This window comes from Clostridium sp. SY8519 (assembly GCF_000270305.1).
Lineage (GTDB): Bacteria > Bacillota > Clostridia > Lachnospirales > Lachnospiraceae > SY8519.
Window position 1 is genome coordinate 2796377 of sequence record NC_015737.1, and the last position, 16684, is coordinate 2813060.

At 50.2% G+C, this 16684-nt stretch carries 14 protein-coding genes; all 14 read right to left on the reverse strand.

The annotated features are described in order from the left end of the window. Positions 1-78: 78 nt before the first annotated feature. Complete coding sequence (locus CXIVA_RS12975; RefSeq protein ID WP_013978503.1) at positions 79-627, reverse strand: prolyl-tRNA synthetase associated domain-containing protein; 549 nt, start codon at positions 625-627, stop codon at positions 79-81. Positions 628-862: 235 nt separating this feature from the next. Beyond that, on the reverse strand, positions 863-1420 hold the full coding sequence (locus CXIVA_RS12980; RefSeq protein WP_013978504.1) for a hypothetical protein: 558 nt from the start codon (positions 1418-1420) through the stop codon (positions 863-865). 116 nt (positions 1421-1536) lie between these two features. Beyond that, on the reverse strand, positions 1537-4521 hold the full coding sequence (locus CXIVA_RS12985) for a DEAD/DEAH box helicase (protein WP_013978505.1): 2985 nt from the start codon (positions 4519-4521) through the stop codon (positions 1537-1539). Further along, positions 4508-5149 carry a sugar O-acetyltransferase gene (locus CXIVA_RS12990; protein WP_013978506.1) on the reverse strand — a complete coding sequence of 214 codons (642 nt, stop codon included), beginning with the start codon at positions 5147-5149 and terminating at the stop codon, positions 4508-4510. The genes CXIVA_RS12985 and CXIVA_RS12990 overlap by 14 nt, the downstream gene beginning before the upstream one ends. 122 nt (positions 5150-5271) lie before the next feature. Next, on the reverse strand, positions 5272-5973 hold the full coding sequence (locus tag CXIVA_RS12995; protein WP_013978507.1) for a GntR family transcriptional regulator: 702 nt from the start codon (positions 5971-5973) through the stop codon (positions 5272-5274). Between the two features lie 23 nt (positions 5974-5996). After that, positions 5997-7415: an FAD-binding oxidoreductase gene (locus CXIVA_RS13000; protein WP_013978508.1), complete on the reverse strand. Its 1419-nt coding sequence runs from the start codon at positions 7413-7415 to the stop codon at positions 5997-5999. A 376-nt stretch (positions 7416-7791) separates the two neighbouring features. After that, a complete protein-coding gene (locus CXIVA_RS13005) occupies positions 7792-9192 on the reverse strand; it encodes a Na+/H+ antiporter NhaC family protein (protein WP_347475632.1) in 1401 nt (466 codons plus the stop codon). A gap of 20 nt (positions 9193-9212) precedes the next feature. After that, a complete protein-coding gene (locus CXIVA_RS13010; protein WP_013978510.1) occupies positions 9213-9878 on the reverse strand; it encodes a thiamine diphosphokinase in 666 nt (221 codons plus the stop codon). Between the two features lie 14 nt (positions 9879-9892). Continuing rightward, the gene (gene rpe, locus CXIVA_RS14045) at positions 9893-10552 is read right to left on the reverse strand and encodes a ribulose-phosphate 3-epimerase (RefSeq protein ID WP_013978511.1); all 660 of its coding nucleotides are present in this window, start codon (positions 10550-10552) and stop codon (positions 9893-9895) included. A 12-nt stretch (positions 10553-10564) separates the two neighbouring features. Then, a complete protein-coding gene (gene rsgA / locus CXIVA_RS14050) occupies positions 10565-11446 on the reverse strand; it encodes a ribosome small subunit-dependent GTPase A (protein WP_013978512.1) in 882 nt (293 codons plus the stop codon). Between the two features lie 11 nt (positions 11447-11457). Next, entirely contained in the window at positions 11458-13530 is a 2073-nt protein-coding gene (pknB, locus tag CXIVA_RS13025) for a Stk1 family PASTA domain-containing Ser/Thr kinase (protein ID WP_013978513.1), read from the reverse strand. Then, a complete protein-coding gene (locus tag CXIVA_RS13030; RefSeq protein WP_013978514.1) occupies positions 13524-14330 on the reverse strand; it encodes a PP2C family serine/threonine-protein phosphatase in 807 nt (268 codons plus the stop codon). Before CXIVA_RS13030 ends, pknB begins: the two co-directional genes overlap by 7 nt. A gap of 13 nt (positions 14331-14343) precedes the next feature. After that, the gene (rlmN, locus tag CXIVA_RS13035; RefSeq protein WP_013978515.1) at positions 14344-15378 is read right to left on the reverse strand and encodes a 23S rRNA (adenine(2503)-C(2))-methyltransferase RlmN; all 1035 of its coding nucleotides are present in this window, start codon (positions 15376-15378) and stop codon (positions 14344-14346) included. Further along, positions 15371-16684 carry a 16S rRNA (cytosine(967)-C(5))-methyltransferase RsmB gene (gene rsmB, locus CXIVA_RS13040; RefSeq protein WP_013978516.1) on the reverse strand — a complete coding sequence of 438 codons (1314 nt, stop codon included), beginning with the start codon at positions 16682-16684 and terminating at the stop codon, positions 15371-15373. The genes rlmN and rsmB overlap by 8 nt, the downstream gene beginning before the upstream one ends.

Genomic DNA, 16684 nt, shown 5'->3' on the forward strand with positions numbered 1-16684 from the left:
CTCCTCACAGCCGTAGTCGGCTTCTGTAATATCTTTCACCCTGTATATTGTCTGGTATTCCTGATTCATTAGATTTCCTTACACCTCACCGGTCAGCTTTACAACAAGATAATCATGCTCCACTGCAGGCAGGAATTTTTCAAGAATGTCCTTCATCCGGATTTTCAGGCTGGCAGTATTTACGCAGGGATGGCAGCCGAGATATTCTCCCTGCAGCACATCCTCGTCAATCAGCAGCTGTACCTGATGTTCCCGGTCATTCATGAGTCCCATGACACTCACAGCTCCCGGATGAATATCCAGCAATTCCAGCATCTTATCCTCATGGGCAAAGCTCAGTCGTGTCAGGCCCTGCTGTCCGGACAGTTCTTTTGTTTTAAACGGCTTGTCGCCGGGCATCATCAGCAGGTAATACTGTGTTTTTTTACGGTTGCAGAGAAACAGGTTCTTGCAGACCGTTGCCTCAAGAACAGCGTCCACTTCCAGACAGTCCTCCATGGTATAGGCCTCTTTCTCGTGATCTGTCTGCCAGTATTCGATTCCCAGCCGATCCAGAAAATCATAGACACGTATTTCGCGCTCCTGCCGTCCGGTCATGTCGGACGGCCTTCCGTGATGCAGTTCCATTTTTTGTACCTCTATTGTATGCAGATTCACTCTTCTGCTATTTTATTTAATCATGTACGGGTTTCGTTCAAATTATACAACTCTATCCGGATTCTGTCACCCGGGCGTTTCCAGGTAACTGCTTAGCAGCTGTAACTACCGAAACTACAGATTCTAAAATCCGCTGACCGTTTTCCGGTCAAAGAGAAAAGAACCAGGGATACTGCACGGGACATGTGCAGTATCCCCCGATCCCTCATTTTTTAAAATCATCCTGTTCCAGATGAAACACGACAAATCTCTTTTCCCCTTCCATGGTATATGTCTCTTTTAGCTCATCATATCCAGGTTCTGCCAGTGCTTCTTTGGACAGACGTTTCCCTTCTATCCCATCGTGGAATACCGCTTTTCCCGAATAACAGAACGATTCTCTCCCCTCATCCGGATGATCCACGAATTTCACATTTGGATTCCTGCGAAGCAAGCCATAAAACGCATCTGTCACTCCAATGCCAAAATACAGGCGATCCCCATTCAGCATGTGGAAAGTCACTGCTTTACACCGCATTTCTTTATCGTCGAAAACCTTTAGATAAATCGCTCCATGCTTCGCGATAGCCTGTTCGAAACAATCCCGGATCTTTCGTAATTCAGCGATACGCTCCTGCCGTTCCAAATACAGTCTTTGGGCGTCCCGGAACGATGGCTCCTGGGCAAATTCTTCTCCACGGGCTTTCGCCATTCCCCGCTGACAGCCCGGCGCAGTAAGACTGCATCCGTTCATGCAGCCGTCGCAGATATCTCCACTGATCATTTACGTTTATTCCTCCATTATCTGAGCCTTATAGTCGGACTCTCTTTTCCTGATTCCGCTGCTGCGGATTATGATGCCTTATCAAGCATGTCATGAATTTTTCCCTTAAAATCCCCTTAATCCCCAACAATATAATCATAAATATCACTTCTCACCGGAACATCCAGACGATACTGTATTTCAAAGGCTTTGTCATTTGAGGCGCCCATCGTAATCTGTTTCGGTTCGCCCTCCGCAAAAACCTCGCCAAGAAAGTAGAACTCTTTTGCTTCCCTGTCATCCTTATTCTTTCTTACAAAGAGGTAAATCCGATTCTCCTTATCCGCTTCTGTCTTCTTATAAATATGGTCTGCATCGCTGGATGTAATCTGCCGCGGACGCTTTGAAAGCGCGATCAGTGTGCTTTCGGTCAGAAACCGGTCTTCGTATGCGATAGCATCTTCTGTTTTGTCATAATTAATAAAGACCGGCATCGTCTTCGTATCTGCATCATAGAAATATCCGCCAATGTTCTGGGCATTCATATTCCGTTTCCAGCAAAGCAGACGGCACACATCTTCATAAGTATATTTCTGGTATAACTGAAAATCTGTATCTTTATACGCATGACTGTAATTATCCTGATATCGTTCTTTTGCAAATACCAGAAGTTCTTTGACCATGGCTTTGAATTCTTTGTTACGGAGCATTTGGCGAAATCTATCCGCAAGTCGATAACCTCCATTCGCTGTCCGTTCGATCAGGACGCATGCAGTATATTTTCTGCGTTCTTCTTCCTTGGGAAACTGATTGGTCAGATTCCGGTATGCGGATTCCTCTTTCAATGCTGATACCTTTACTTCATACTCCTTTTTCATATAATCTGCATAGGATGTAAACCGATCCTGTCTGCTAATTAATGATTCCAGAATGGACCACTCGTAGATCCGCTTATAGGATGAAAGTTTCCGCGACATATACTCTATAACACTTTGCTCGTTCTGGGACAGTTCACAGTGATACTCTGGTTCGTATCTTTTCAGAAATGCATAGTAGGAGCCGCATTTGTCAAAGATTTTTGTCACATCTACAGCCCCATACGCCTTAAATTCCAGAATGGTAGGAATTCTCCCCAGTTTGTTTTTCAGGGACTTGTAGGATTCCCGCAGCAGTTTCATGTCATTGGTTCTGGCGGAATCGATGGAAGAATAGATCCTCTTTTTTGAAATTTCATCGAAGTGAATGGTGGAACTGCCAGGGATCACTCTTGAGCCTTCACGGACATAGCGCCGCATCGTATCCTTGTTGTAGCTGCGATCGCCGGACAAAGCAATTGGGATCATGAAATTATTCATATAATTTCCAATAAAATCGAGAATCACCACATATTCTTTTCCCTGAAATTTACGCAGTCCCCGACCCAGCTGCTGGATGAATACTACAGGAGATTCAGTTGGACGCAGCATAATAACCTGGTTGATTTCTGGAATATCAACGCCTTCATTGAAGATATCAACCGTAAAAATATAATCAATGTACGCACCTTCGTTTTGATCCGTGGTAAGCTGAGCAACCACTTGTTCTCTCTGTTCCTGACTGTCTTCCCCTGTTAATACTTTCGTATGGTACGGACTGCCATCTTTCTTTAAACGCTGATTAAATTTGAAAGATAGTTCTTTTGCCTCTTCTTTTCTGCTGCAGAAGATCAGCCCTTTGACACGGTCGCCGCTATAACCGAAATATTCGGCCTTCTCCAGAACATAATCCACCCGGGCATCCGACACAAGATTGGCAAAGTTGCGCACTCCCGCATTATCATCAAATACTTCTCCATTGATCTCCAGGTCCGTGATTCCGAAATAATGGAATGGGCAAAGCAAATCTTCTTCCAACGCCTGCTGCAAACGAATCTCATATGCAATATTATGGTCAAACAGCTCATAGATGTCATAGTTATTGGTATCCGGGCTGGCTGTCATCCCCAGCCAGAATTCAGGCTTGAAATAGGACATGATCCTCTGGTAACTCTCAGAACCAGCGTGGTGACACTCATCCAGTACAATCACATCAAACGCCTCCGGTCCGAACTGCGTATGAATCTCCGGCTTTGCCATCATCTGCATGGTGGAAAAAATAAAGTCTTCCTCCATATCCTTCTGGTTCCCGGACAGTAAGCCATACGTTCTTTCCCTTCCAAATACCCGCTGATACGTGTGCAGCGCCTGTTTCGCAATCTGTTCCCTGTGCACGACAAACAACATCCTCTTTGGTTTGATGTCCCGCATCAGGAACGCGGAAGCCATTGTCTTTCCTGTACCCGTACTGCTCAGCAAAAGTGCGCGATGCACCTGCTGTTTCCGGAGCTGTCGCACGTTTTTCACAAATGCCACCTGCATCTTGTTGGGCGTAAGCTTATAACGGTCCAGAGAAACAACCGCTTCTCTCTGTGCTGCCCTGCGCTGCTTGCGGATCATCTGTTCCCTGAAATACGCCTGCTGGTATTCTTCAAAGAACTCATGAAACTCCTGTGTCGTCGGCGCATTCCACAAGGCATCAAACTCGCCGAGAATTTCCTGCGCCAGTTCCCCCTGTTCGGTGGAAACCAGCTTGGTATTCCATTCTCTGTTTTTGGTCACCGCATTCAGGGTCATATTGGAACTTCCAATAATGATGCGGTAGATTTCTTCCTGACGGAAAATATATCCTTTTGTATGGAATCCTTCGGCTTCATCACGGTCTGTACGGAACATCCGCAGTTTGATATTGCTTAAAGACGCCAGTTTTTCCAATGCTTCCGGCTGACTGAATGTCAGATAGTCAGTGGTAAGGATTTCCCCCGGAATCCCCTTTTGTTCCAATTCTTTTAAAAGCTGGAGCAGAGGAGTGATCCCGCCTTTTGTGATAAATGCCACACTGATTTTAAATTGGTCACAGGCAGCCAGTTCCTGCTCAATAGATACAAGAACCTTTCTTCCGCTTTGAGGATTATTGGAAATAAATTCCGGACGGTAGGCCAGATTGGACTGGAAGGCCGCATCCACAGCAGCGGTATGGAAACCGTCCGTCATTGCTTTCACATAATTTGGTTCTTTACAAGAATCGTTTTTGTTATCCCTGTTCATGCTGGAATGCTTCCTTTCTTTTTTCCAAATACTCCCGATACTGCCCCTTCCAGTACGCCGCATCCTCCTCTGTAATCGGCCGGATTACCCTGCACGGGTTCCCTGCTGCCACCACATGATCCGGGATATCCCTCGTAACGACTGATCCGGAGCCGATGACCACATCACTTCCGACCGTCACTCCCGGATTGATGACAACGTTTCCGCCAATCCATACGTCCGAACCGATGGTCACAGGCTTTGCGTACTCCACATCGGTATTTCGCACCTCGGCGTCAATCGGGTGACCCGCCGTAAAAATACTGACATGGGGCGCCAGATACACATGGTCACCGAAGATGACCTTATTCTCATCCAGAATCGTAAGTCCCGTATTGGCGTAGAAATGTTTCCCGAAAAATATGCGGTCGCCATGGTCAAAATACACCGGCGCCGTAAGGATGATATCGTCATAGGATCTGCCAAAACACTTTCTGAGTTCATTCAGTGCGCTTCGGTCCTTCCAGTATGCGGATTCATTGAATTTCTTCTGTGCCGCGTGCACTCTTTCCCAGGAATCGCCGCCGACCTTAAGCGGGCTGTAAAGCTTCTGTTCCATCATGCGGTTATATTCATATGAATTGATCAATTGTTTTTCCTCCTGCTTTTCTGCTGCGGATATGCCCTATTATAGCATCTTCTGACCAGGCGCAAACTGAAAAAAGAAAAGGCCTCCGGACACCGCATCCTGTTTGGTCCGAAGGTCTTCGTTTAGCTTTTTTTGTAAAAATACCGGTTGTTCGTTCTGGCTCCGATTTCCTCAAAATAATTGGTGTCGATGTGCTGGTTCATCAGCTGACGGAAGCATTCCCGCTCTCTGTTTTTTAGCATCTGAAGCAGCTCCTCATGCTGATGGATAATTTCCGGCAGCCGGTCATTTAGGCGGAGTTCCAGATTTCTCCAACGATAAAACAGGTTCATCTCATCGTCCAGCATATGACAGGCCGTTTCTCTGCCCACCGCCCGAAAAAGCTGTGCGTGAAACTGCGCATCCGATGTTTCAAAGGCTTCGGTAAGCTGTCCGTCTTCTGCTTCTTGCATGGCCATCTTCTGGCTCTGAATGCAGGTTTCCATGATCCGGCAGTTTTCCGCGATGACTGTATCCTCCTGATCCATCAGCAGATTGGCCGCCTGTATTTCGGCAGCTGCGCGAAGAAACATAATATTTTTCACCTGGTCGATATCCAGTAACGTGACATACGTTCCCCGCTGGGGATAGACTTCAATCAGGCGTTTCTGCTGCAGAACCGCCAGTGCTTTCCGAATCGTGTGGCGGGTCGCGCCGTATCGGGCAGACAGCTCATGTTCACTCAGCGCTTCCCCCGGCATATAGGTCAGATGAATGATTTTTTCCGACAGATCCTGACAGATTTCCTGATCGCCGGACCTCCTGTTTGTTTCTTCTGTCTTCATACTTTTCTTCTGCTGCAGACTGATTACAGACTGAAGCATACCTTTCCCGGATTTAAGAGCATTTTCGGATCACAGGCCTGCTTGATTGCGGTCATTAATTCCATCTGCGGTTTGCCCAGGAACTGTTCCAGGCGGTCAATATTCGCACTGCCGATTCCGTGCTCGCCGCTGACGCAGCCCTTTAATTCGATTCCTTTCTGATACAGCAGATCAAAGATTCCCCGGATCTTTTCTTCGAATTCTCCCTGCTCCATATCTTTGGCACATACGCTTACATGCAGATTTCCGTTGCCCGCATGGCCGGCCAGCCGGATTTCCATGCCTTCCGGAACTTCCAGATTCTGGCAGTAAATAATATATTCCGCTAGTTTTGATACCGGAACCACGATATCCACCTCATCCGTCAGATCAAAATCTTCCAGAATTGCTTCCAAGACAGATCCCCGTACTTCCCAGGCTGCATGCAAAGCGGCCGGTGTATCGTATACCACCACATCCAGGGCTCCGTTTTCCAGAAATACTTCTGCGGCCCGTTCCATGATTCCTTCCGCTTCCTCGTCACTGAAGATCTCAAAATTCACTAAAAGATATGCGCCTGCCTGCGTTCCTTCCATTTCAGTGGGGAACACCGTGCGTTTCAGATAGTGATGCACTGCGTCCACGTTGCTGCGGTCCATGAACTCCAGACACTGGGGATCCAGATTGGCATTCTTGACGGAAGCCACACAGCTGATACAGGTTTCCACATCTGCAAAAGGGGCCAGCAGACTGATGGTTCCGGCGGGTCTGGGCGCTATTTTCATGGAAAGCTCTGTAATGATTCCCAGTGTGCCCTCGGATCCGCTGATCAGATTCATCAGACTGTAGCCGGACGCACTCTTGCTGACTTCAGCGCCGAATTCCATGATGTCGCCCCGAGGCATTACCACGGTCATAGCCAGTACCCAGTCCCTGGTGGAACCATACTTGCAGGCACGCATGCCGCCGGCATTGGTGGCCACATTTCCGCCGACGGTCGCCAGTTTTTCCCCCGGATCCGGCGGATAGATCATATCTTCTGCCAGACAGGCAGCCTGCAGATCCTGGATCAGTGCGCCGGCCTGTACACGAATGACCTGATCTTCCTTATGGATTCCGAGAATCTGATTCATTTTCTGCATGTCGATCACCACACCGCCGGCGATCGGTACACAGCCGCCGGCCAGACCGGTTCCCGCGCCGCGCACCAGAAAGGGCACTTCATATTCATAGCAGATTCTGCATACCGCGGAAACGTCTTCCGTTGATTTCACTACGACTACCGCTTCCGGCATGCAATGTCCGTGTACCTCATATTCATCATGCGAATAGTCCTCGCTGATCTCTGCGCCGGTATAAACGGTACCGGTCACGGAGGCTCTCAGCTTTGCCGTCATCTCTTCTGTCACCTGATTATATTCCATCCTATTCTCCATCCTTGCGTATCGTATTACAGGCAGTTCTCTTCATCCGTACCTGCCGCTGCTGTTTCGGATCCCTGACTCTGTAATTGCAGTTTTTCATGTTTCTTTTCCTACCATACCATACAGCTTGTCGCCCAGCTTGTCAACAAGTTGGGCGACAAGTTGGCTTCTGCTGTTCTCACCGGGTTTCTTTACAGCAAAAGGCCCGGCAGACTGCCGGACCTTTTCCCTGTTTCTCTTCCATTTTCTCTCTGTTTTTATATTTCTTTGTTTTTACGCATTCCATCCCAGTTCTTCTGATCTGGAATAAATTTCATCGACGGCATTTTGTGTAATTGCCACGGATCATGACCAGACTTTTCTCGGATCCTCTGTCTTATCTGCCATGACGTTTTCCTCTTCCCTCCAGAACAATCGACACAACCACGCAGATCAGAAGAATCGCCTGGTAAAACAGCCAGCGGATAATCGAAACACTGGAGATTCCCGCCAGACTGGCCGCCACCAGAAGCTGCGCGCCATAGGGTATCACTCCCTGGAACACGCAGGAACAGGTATCCAGCAATGACGCCGTTTTTCTGGGGTCAATGCCGTATTCTTCACTGACCTGGCGCGCGATGGGACCGGCCACCACAATGGCTACTGTATTGTTTGCCGTCGCGATGTCCATCAGACCCGTCAGAAGGCCGATGCCGAACATGGCGCCCCGTTTGCCTTTTGAAAATCTGCGAATCAGTGCCAGAATCGCCGCGAATCCTCCGAAAGCTTCCATCAACGCGCTGATGGAGGCCACCAGAATCGTTACGATCATGGTTTCAAACATTCCGGATGTGCCGGTTCCCATGGCAGAGAATGCGGTGGCGTAAGTCAGCGTACCGGAGATCCATCCGGAAGCCAGAAACAGCAGAATGCCGATTCCAAGCACGACAAATACATTGATCCCGCAGAATGCCAGAATCAAAACGATAAAGTAGGGAATCGCCAAAAGGAGGTGAAAGCTGTACTGTCCCAGTTGCGCTGTGCCGCCCTGAACGGCCAGAACGATCAATATCGCAAGTGTGATGGCTGCTGCCGGCAGGGCAATTTTTATATTGGCCCGGAATTTGTCCTTCATTGCGACGCCCTGGGTTTTGGTGGCTGCAATGGTGGTATCTGAGATAAAGGACAGGTTGTCCCCAAACATGGCACCGCCCACCACGGTACCCACACACATCGGAAGGCTGAAGCCCGCTGTGCCGGCTACGGAAGCGGCGATGGGAACCAAGACGGTAATGGTGCCTACGCTGGTCCCCATGGACATGGAGATCAGACAGGCAATGACAAAGAGACCCGGTATCGCAAAGCGCCCGGGTATCACATTCATTAAAAGATTGGCTGTACTCTCGACGCCGCCGGCTTCTTTGGCAATGCCGCTGAATGCCCCCGCCATCAGGAAGATAAACAGCATAATGGTAATGTTGTCATCTCCGATCCCCTTCGCGCAGATGTGGATTTTCTTATCAAAGGACAGCCCCGGATTCTGCACAAAAGCAACGATCAGCGCCAGACCGAAGGCCACCACCACGGACATGATGTAAAACCCCATCTCCCCCTTGATCGGATGGATGTATTCATAATAGATGCCGGATCCGATATACAGAACCAGAAACACCAGAATCGGAATCAGTGCCCTTGGATTCGGTTCCTGCCGGTTGGAAGCCTGCGCGCGGATTTCGCTGATCTCCGCGTCCATTTCTTCGTATTTTTCTTTTTCTCTTTCTTTTTTTCTGCTCTGCATTAACGCTTCGGCCGGTCTGGTCAATCCGATGCTTCAATGACCAGCAGCCTGCCCTCCTCCATAGATATTGTACCGGTTTCCTCCCGCAGCTCGTTGCTGATTCCCCGTGATCTGCCAGTCTGCAGGGTGAAATTCTGTACACAGTACTCGAATCCGGTCAGTGTCAGTCCTCGTACCGGTCCGCCATAAGGGATGAGCGATACGTATCTGCCGAACAGTTCCTGCCGGCGCAGAACCGTATCCCTGTCGATCATCCGCACGCTGCACTGCCGGTTTATGAGTCGGCAGGAAACACCTGCAGCGACTGCCGTCTCCAGCAGCTGAATATTTCCCAGCAGATGATCCACTCTGCCGCCCAGGGCAGACAGTATTACAATCCCCTCCCGGGCAGGATGCTCCTTCCAGCGGGCAATGGCCGCGTTCAGCGCCAGCTCCGTGTCTGTTTCATCCTTGTGGACAGGATAGCGTTTCATACGTTCCGGAATGCGCTGATGAAAATACGCAAAGCAGCCCGAATCCGCGGAGTCGAAGTCTCCCAGGATGAGATCCGGCAGCAAACCGGCTTCCCGGCAGAGCTTCATGCCCGCATCTGCCGCAATGGTATAAGAAAAACTGTGGGTCCGGATGTACTCCTGTTCAAAGGCTCCCTGTTCCGGTCCGCCACTGACAATCAGTATTTCTGACATACGGCTCTCTCCGTTCAGTCCCGTCCGTTGATGATTTCCAGAAAATCATTGACATTTTCCCTCAGGTCGCCGCGAAATACCGCGCTGCCTGCCACGATGATATTCGCGCCCGCATCCATGATTTCCTGCACATTGTTCAGGTTTACGCCGCCGTCTACTTCAATGTCCACAGAGCAGCCCAGCGTATCGATTCTGCTGCGGAGATTGCGGATCTTCTTTGTGACATAGGGAATATATTTCTGTCCGCCGAATCCCGGATTGACGCTCATCAAAAGCACCATGTCCAGTTCCGGAAGGATTTCATCCAGGGCGGAAAGAGATGTGGCAGGATTCAGCGCCACACCGGCCAGGAGCCCTGCGTCCTTGATGGCCATAACCGTGCGGTCCAGATGTTTGCAGGCTTCTGCGTGCACCGTAATCAGATCGGCGCCTGCCTGCGCAAATTCCGTGATATAACGGACCGGCTCCTCGATCATCAGATGGACATCGAAAATCCGTTCGGAATACGGACGAATGGAACGGATCACCGGCAGCCCGAAGGAAATGCTCGGGACAAACATGCCGTCCATGACATCAATATGCACATACTGTGCGCCCAGTTCATCCAGTTCTTTTACCTGTTCTCCCAGCTGTGCAAAATCTGCCGACAGAAGGGACGGTGCCAAACAATTCATATACTTTTCCCCTTAATATTTTTTCTTGTCTTTTAATTCCCGGTAGAATTCGCAGTAGCTGTCATACCGGGACCTGCTGATTTCTCCCTGTGCCACCGCGTCCCGCACGCCGCAGACCGGTTCGGAAATATGGCTGCAGCCGGAAAACCGGCAGTATTTCTCATAAGGCGCGAATTCCGGGAACAGTTCCCCGATTTCCTCTTTTTCAAAGGAATCAATCCCAAATGAGGTAAATCCCGGTGTGTCCGCGATATACGTATGATCTGCCAGATAAATCAGCTGCGCGTGGCGGGTGGTATGGCGCCCGCGGGCAATTTTCTTGCTAACCGCGCCGGTCTCCATCTGTACCTCCGGAGACAGACGGTTGATGATCGAAGACTTGCCCACGCCGGAAGGCCCCGCCACTGCGGACGTCTTTCCCCGCAGGTTCTGCATCAGTTCATCCATGCCCTCTCCGGTCACTGTGCTGGTGAAAATCAGCAGATAGCCGGCGGTGCGGTACGCCTCTTTTAACCGATCCAGTTCTTCCTCTTCCGCCAGGTCCTTTTTGTTGAACACGATAAGCGACGGGATCTGCTGCTTTTCCATGGTAACCAGAAGCCGGTCCACCAGATTCAGATGGGGTTTCGGGTATACGGCTGCAAAGATTACCACTGCCTGGTCAATATTGGCGATGGCCGGACGGATCAGAGAATTTTTTCTGGGATGAATCTGTACGATATTTCCCTGTCTGTCTGCCTCATCGATGACCTCGATGCTGCAGTCATCTCCTACCAGAGGTTTTAAGTTATTTTTGCGGAAGATTCCTTTCGCTTTACATTCATAGATACCGGATTCCGCCACGTATACGTAGTAGAATCCGGCAATCCCTTTGATGATTTTTCCTTCCATCATGTATTCGTTTGTCAGGATGATTTTCTGAAGCTTACGTTGCTGCTGTAGGTGTGGCTGGTTCCATCCGTGAAATAGAAGGTGGCCTTCCGCACACCGGAACTGGAGTTCTCGATATTCGTAGCGGTCAGCGTATACGGAAAGTCTGTGATCTTGGACCAGTACTTGACAACGGTGCCGTTGCCGTCATACAGAGAAACCGAAGCGTATTTTACCTCCTGATCTTCATTCAGATCCGGGACATTCAGTTCGCCGGTGTAGGTGTATTTGACTGTTTTCGGTCCTTTGCTGACGGTAAGCTTAATCGTGGTGTCACTGTCTACATAAGTGCTTGCTTTTTCACTCTGGGCAATGACATCCCCTTTGTCATAATCGTCGCTGTAATCCTTGACAACCGTATATTTCAGCCCTTTTGCCTTCAGCGCGCTCTGTGCCTCGCTCTGACTCATGCCGATGACATCCGGCACTTTGATCTTTTCCATGCCCTGGCTGATGGTAATCGTCACGGTATCATTCTTATAGGCTGTTTTACCTGCCTTCGGTGTCTGGGAGATGACATCCCCGCTGTCCACCGTACTGCTGTAATCGAACTTTTTCTTCACTACAAAGCCCGCATTCTCCAGCAGTGTCTCCGCGTCAGACGCATCACTGCCCACGACATTGGGCACATCGATTTCTTCTTCCTGCTTGCCTGTGCTGACTACGACATTGATGGTCGTGCCCTTTTTCACAGAGTCGCCTTCTGATACATCCTGTGAAATGATCTCGTTTTTGTCATATTCCTCGGAAGCTTCCGTGCTCTTCTGATTGATCTTCAGTCCCATGGACTCCAGCTGGCTCTTGGCCTGGCTGTAGGTCATGCCTTTCAGGTCGATCATGGTGACTGTGTCATCCTTCTTGCTGTCACTTTCGCCGGTCTGCTCTGAAACCGCCGAAGTCTGGGTTGTGGCTGCTGTATTGTTCTTTGAGCCGAAGCGGAACCATCCGAAGATATTTCCGAGAATCAGCAGGAAAATAATGACAATGACAACAACTCCGATAATCCCGAAGGTGGTAATCAGTTTTTCTTTTCGGCTGGCTTTCGCGTCTTCCTCCGGATCAAACGTGTTCTCATTTCTCACCGGGCTGTACTGTTCCCGTGTCTCCACCGGAGCCGCGTGTTCCGGGGACACGCCTTCTGTCTGATTCTGGATCTCTTTCAGCTCTTTTTCGCTGATAACCCTTGTGGCGCCGTCTGCCACCGGGGCAAAAGATACAAAATCCGTATTCGGGGATACCAGGGAACGGCGCAGATCAATCAGCAGCTCCTCGATATTCTCATACCGGCGGTCCGGATTTTTCTGGGTACATTTCAGGATAATCTTTTCCAGACTGACGGGCAGGTTCTGGGCATATGCCCGGGGAGACACCATCTCATCCTGCAGATGCTGGATCGCGATCTGTACCGTACTGTCACCGTCAAAGGGAACTTTGCCGGTCACCATTTCGTACATAACAATTCCCAGGGAATAGATATCGCTCTTGTCGCTGACGTATCCGTTGCGGGCCTGCTCCGGAGACGCGTAGTGGACGGAGCCCATCACATCCGAATGGATGGTATTGGTCGAAGCGGCACGGGCAATGCCGAAATCGGTTACCTTTACCTTGCCGTCGGTGGAAATAATAATATTCTGGGGCTTGATATCCCGATGGATAATCCCTTTTTCATGGGCTGCCTGTATGCCGCGGCTGACCTGAATCGCGATGCTTAAGGTCTCCTTGTAGCTCAGTTTGCCCTTTTTCTGGATGTATTCCTTCAGGGTAATGCCTTCCACATACTCCATGACAATATAATAGATGCCGTTTTCACTTCCTACATCATAAATATTTACAATGTTGGGATGTTCCAGGCTGGCGGCAGACTGCGCTTCTGTACGAAACTTTGTAACAAAATTCATGTCTTCGCAGAATTCCTGCTTCAGAACTTTGATTGCCACATATCTGTCAAGCGTTGCGTCCTTCGCCTTATATACATCGGCCATTCCGCCGACGCCAACCTTTCCGACGATCTCGTATCGGTTGGCGATATACATTCCGCTCTCTAACATGTCTTCACCTCATCGGTCTGTATCAGTATCACGGTGGCATTGTCACTGCCGCCGTGCTCATTTGCTGTATCGATCAGCCGGGCTGTCTTCTCCTCCAGGGTGCCCGGTCCAAGTATGATTGACTGAATCTCCGGATCTTCCACCATATTGGATAATCCGTCTGTGCAGAGCATGACAAAGGCAGCTGGCGGCAGGTCTAATTCAAAAAAATCTGCTTCCACGCTGTCTTCTACTCCAATTGCACGGGTAATTTTATTTCTGTCCGGATGGTTCCGGGCATTGGCTTCGTTAATTTCTCCGATGCGGACCAGTTCCTGCACCAGTGAATGATCCTGTGTGATCTGCACAATACCAGGCGGGGTACTGTCTGCGGCATCGTTTTTTCTGCTGTCGGATCCCTCCGATGGAATCCTGCCGGCATCCGCCGGAATCAGATACAGCCTGCTGTCGCCTACATTTGCCACGGTCATGCGGCTGCCGTGAATCGTCGCCGCCACCAGTGTCGTCCCCATGCCCTGCATCTGCGGATGCAGATCGGCATATTTTTTGATGTAACTGTTTGCGTCACGAATCGCTTCTTTTAATATGGCAGCCTCATCCTGCTCCCGATTCTTCATCACGGATCTGACTACACGGGTCACCGCGGTGCAGGAAGCGAATTCGCCGGCATTGTGTCCGCCCATCCCATCAGCCACAAGAAACAGATCCTGCAGATTACCCACCGGTTCTTCGGAAGTGTAAAGATAATCCTGATCCATCTCACGCTTACGGCCAATGTCTGTCAGTGAACATACTTTCATAAACTAAGAAATCCTACCTTTCCGCCAGCCTCTTGCGGAGCTGGCCGCAGGCGCCGTCAATATCACGGCCCATTTCCCTTCTAATAGTAACATTTATTCCGTATTTTTCAAGCTTATTTTTGAATGCCGCAACCGCTGCGCCGTCCGGGGCGCGGTACCCTGTTTCCCTGACTGGATTCACCGGGATCAAATTCATGTGACAGTTTTTTCCATGCAGGAGATCCCGAAGTTCCGCAGCATCCTTCTCCGTATCATTAATGCCCGCAATCAGGCTGTATTCGAACGTAATGCGCCGTCCGGTTTCCTGAAAATAGTAATCGCAGGCATCCATGACCTCTTCCAGCTTGTATTTTCTGGCAATGGGCATCAGCTTCTCTCGTTTTTCCTGACTGGAGGCATGGAGGGATAACGCAAGGGTAATGGCAAACTTCTGTTTTGCCAGCGCGCGGATCCCCGGAACCAGGCCGCAGGTGGATACTGTCAGGTTTCGCTGACTGATATGCAGTCCGTGCTCATCTGTCAGCATGGTGATAAACTGAAGCAGGTTATCAAAATTATCAAGGGGTTCCCCCATTCCCATGACTACCACATTGGAAATGCGCGCGCCGATATCATCCCCGATGCAGTATACCTGTTCCAGCATCTCCGCCGGCGTAAGGCTCCGGATCAGTCCGCCGATGGTGGAGGCGCAGAAGGTGCATCCCATCCGGCAGCCCGCCTGGGAGGAAATACATACGGAATTTCCGTGCCGGTACTTCATCAGCACACTTTCCACCCGACAGCCGTCCGCCAGTTCAAACAGGTACTTCCGGGTACCGTCAATCTGTGATTCCTGCATCGTCACAAGCTTCGGCCTGCTGTAGGTACAGGTATCGTTCAGCTTCTGACGTAATTTTTTGGAAAGATCCGTCATCTCCTCAAAGCTGCCGGCATGCCGCACATGCATCCAGGCATAGATCTGCTTTGCGTGAAATTTCTTTTCTCCCATGGCTTCCAGATACTCTGTCAGCTCTTTCATTGTCATTGATTCAATTTCTGTTTTATCCATGATTTCTCACTAATTTCGCAAGGTAAAATCCGCTGCGTCCTTGCTCCGGCAGGATCTTCCGTTCTGTTTCCAGCCGCATTTCCGGATGACCGGCAAGAAAAGCGGCGACCGTTTGTTCATTTTCCTCCGGGGTCATGGTACAGGTGGAATAAATCACCGCCCCGCCCGGCTTTGCGTACTGCCAGACCGTATCCAGGATCCGGCGCTGCAGTTCTGCCAGGCTGCGGATTTCCTCCTCACTGGCATGATATTTGATGTCCGGCTTGATGCCGATGACGCCCAGTCCGGAACAGGGAAGATCCGCGATGACTAAATCCGCGGTCCCCACAGCGGAGGGATCCGGCACTGACGCGTCCCATACTTTGACTGTCAGGTTCTTATTTTCCGGCCAGATCCGCTGAAAATTTTCCTGAATCCGTTCGGTTTTCTGCGGAGACAGATCTCTGGCTTCCACAGTTCCTTCTCCATGCATCAGGGAAAAACAGTGCAGACTTTTTCCGCCCGGCGCGGCACACACATCGATCACATGATCCCCGGGCTTTGGGCTGCCCAGCTCTGCCACTTCCATGGATGAGATATCCTGTACATAAAACAGCCCCTGCTGAAATTCCGGAATCCGCTCCAGCATATCATATCCGGAAATTGCAAAGGCGTATGCCGGGCCGTCTGTCTCCGTCACCCGGATTCCTCTGGAAGAAAGACGCTGTTTCAGTTCTTTGACTGATATTCTGGCAGTTTCCGCGCGTACCGCAGTCGGACGGTCTGCCAGAAATGCCTGCAGGATTCCCTCCGTCCGATCCAGTCCGTACTGACAGATGAACCGTTTGGTCAGCCATTCCGGCATGGAATAGCGCACGGACAGCGCACCCACCGGATCTTTTTCCGGATCCGGCCAGGTAATCTGCTGTATGTTTCTGGCGATATTGCGCATCACGCCATTCACGAATCCCTTTAACCCGCGAAAGCCTCTGCGCACAGCAAGGTTCACTGCCTCCGAACAGGCTGCATGGGCCGGCACCGCATCCATATATTTGAGCTGATAGACCCCGCTGCGCAGAATGCAGCGGATCACCGGCTTCATTTTGTTCACCGGCGTGCGTGAAAACTGATTCAGGATATAGTCCATCTCGATCATACGCTCAATAGTGCCTTCACTGGCTCTCGTCACGAATGCCCGCTCCTGTTTGGACAGATAGCGGTATTTATCTAACACGCTGTGAATCGCCGTGCTGCTGAAGACCTGGTCTCTGGTCACCAGCAGCAGGATATCAAGCACCAGTTCTCTGGTCGTGGGTGAATCTGACAT

Coding starts and splice junctions, on each gene's coding strand:
- CXIVA_RS12975 (WP_013978503.1), bottom strand. CDS start 627: ATGGAACTGCATCACGGAAGGCCGTCCGACATGACCGGACGGCAGGAG.
- CXIVA_RS12980 (WP_013978504.1), bottom strand. CDS start 1,420: ATGATCAGTGGAGATATCTGCGACGGCTGCATGAACGGATGCAGTCTT.
- CXIVA_RS12985 (WP_013978505.1), bottom strand. CDS start 4,521: ATGAACAGGGATAACAAAAACGATTCTTGTAAAGAACCAAATTATGTG.
- CXIVA_RS12995 (WP_013978507.1), bottom strand. CDS start 5,973: ATGAAGACAGAAGAAACAAACAGGAGGTCCGGCGATCAGGAAATCTGT.
- CXIVA_RS13000 (WP_013978508.1), bottom strand. CDS start 7,415: ATGGAATATAATCAGGTGACAGAAGAGATGACGGCAAAGCTGAGAGCC.
- CXIVA_RS13005 (WP_347475632.1), bottom strand. CDS start 9,192: ATGCAGAGCAGAAAAAAAGAAAGAGAAAAAGAAAAATACGAAGAAATG.
- CXIVA_RS13010 (WP_013978510.1), bottom strand. CDS start 9,878: ATGTCAGAAATACTGATTGTCAGTGGCGGACCGGAACAGGGAGCCTTT.
- rpe (WP_013978511.1), bottom strand. CDS start 10,552: ATGAATTGTTTGGCACCGTCCCTTCTGTCGGCAGATTTTGCACAGCTG.
- rsgA (WP_013978512.1), bottom strand. CDS start 11,446: ATGATGGAAGGAAAAATCATCAAAGGGATTGCCGGATTCTACTACGTA.
- pknB (WP_013978513.1), bottom strand. CDS start 13,530: ATGTTAGAGAGCGGAATGTATATCGCCAACCGATACGAGATCGTCGGA.
- CXIVA_RS13030 (WP_013978514.1), bottom strand. CDS start 14,330: ATGAAAGTATGTTCACTGACAGACATTGGCCGTAAGCGTGAGATGGAT.
- rlmN (WP_013978515.1), bottom strand. CDS start 15,378: ATGGATAAAACAGAAATTGAATCAATGACAATGAAAGAGCTGACAGAG.
- rsmB (WP_013978516.1), bottom strand. CDS start 16,684: ATGTCAGATTCACCCACGACCAGAGAACTGGTGCTTGATATCCTGCTG.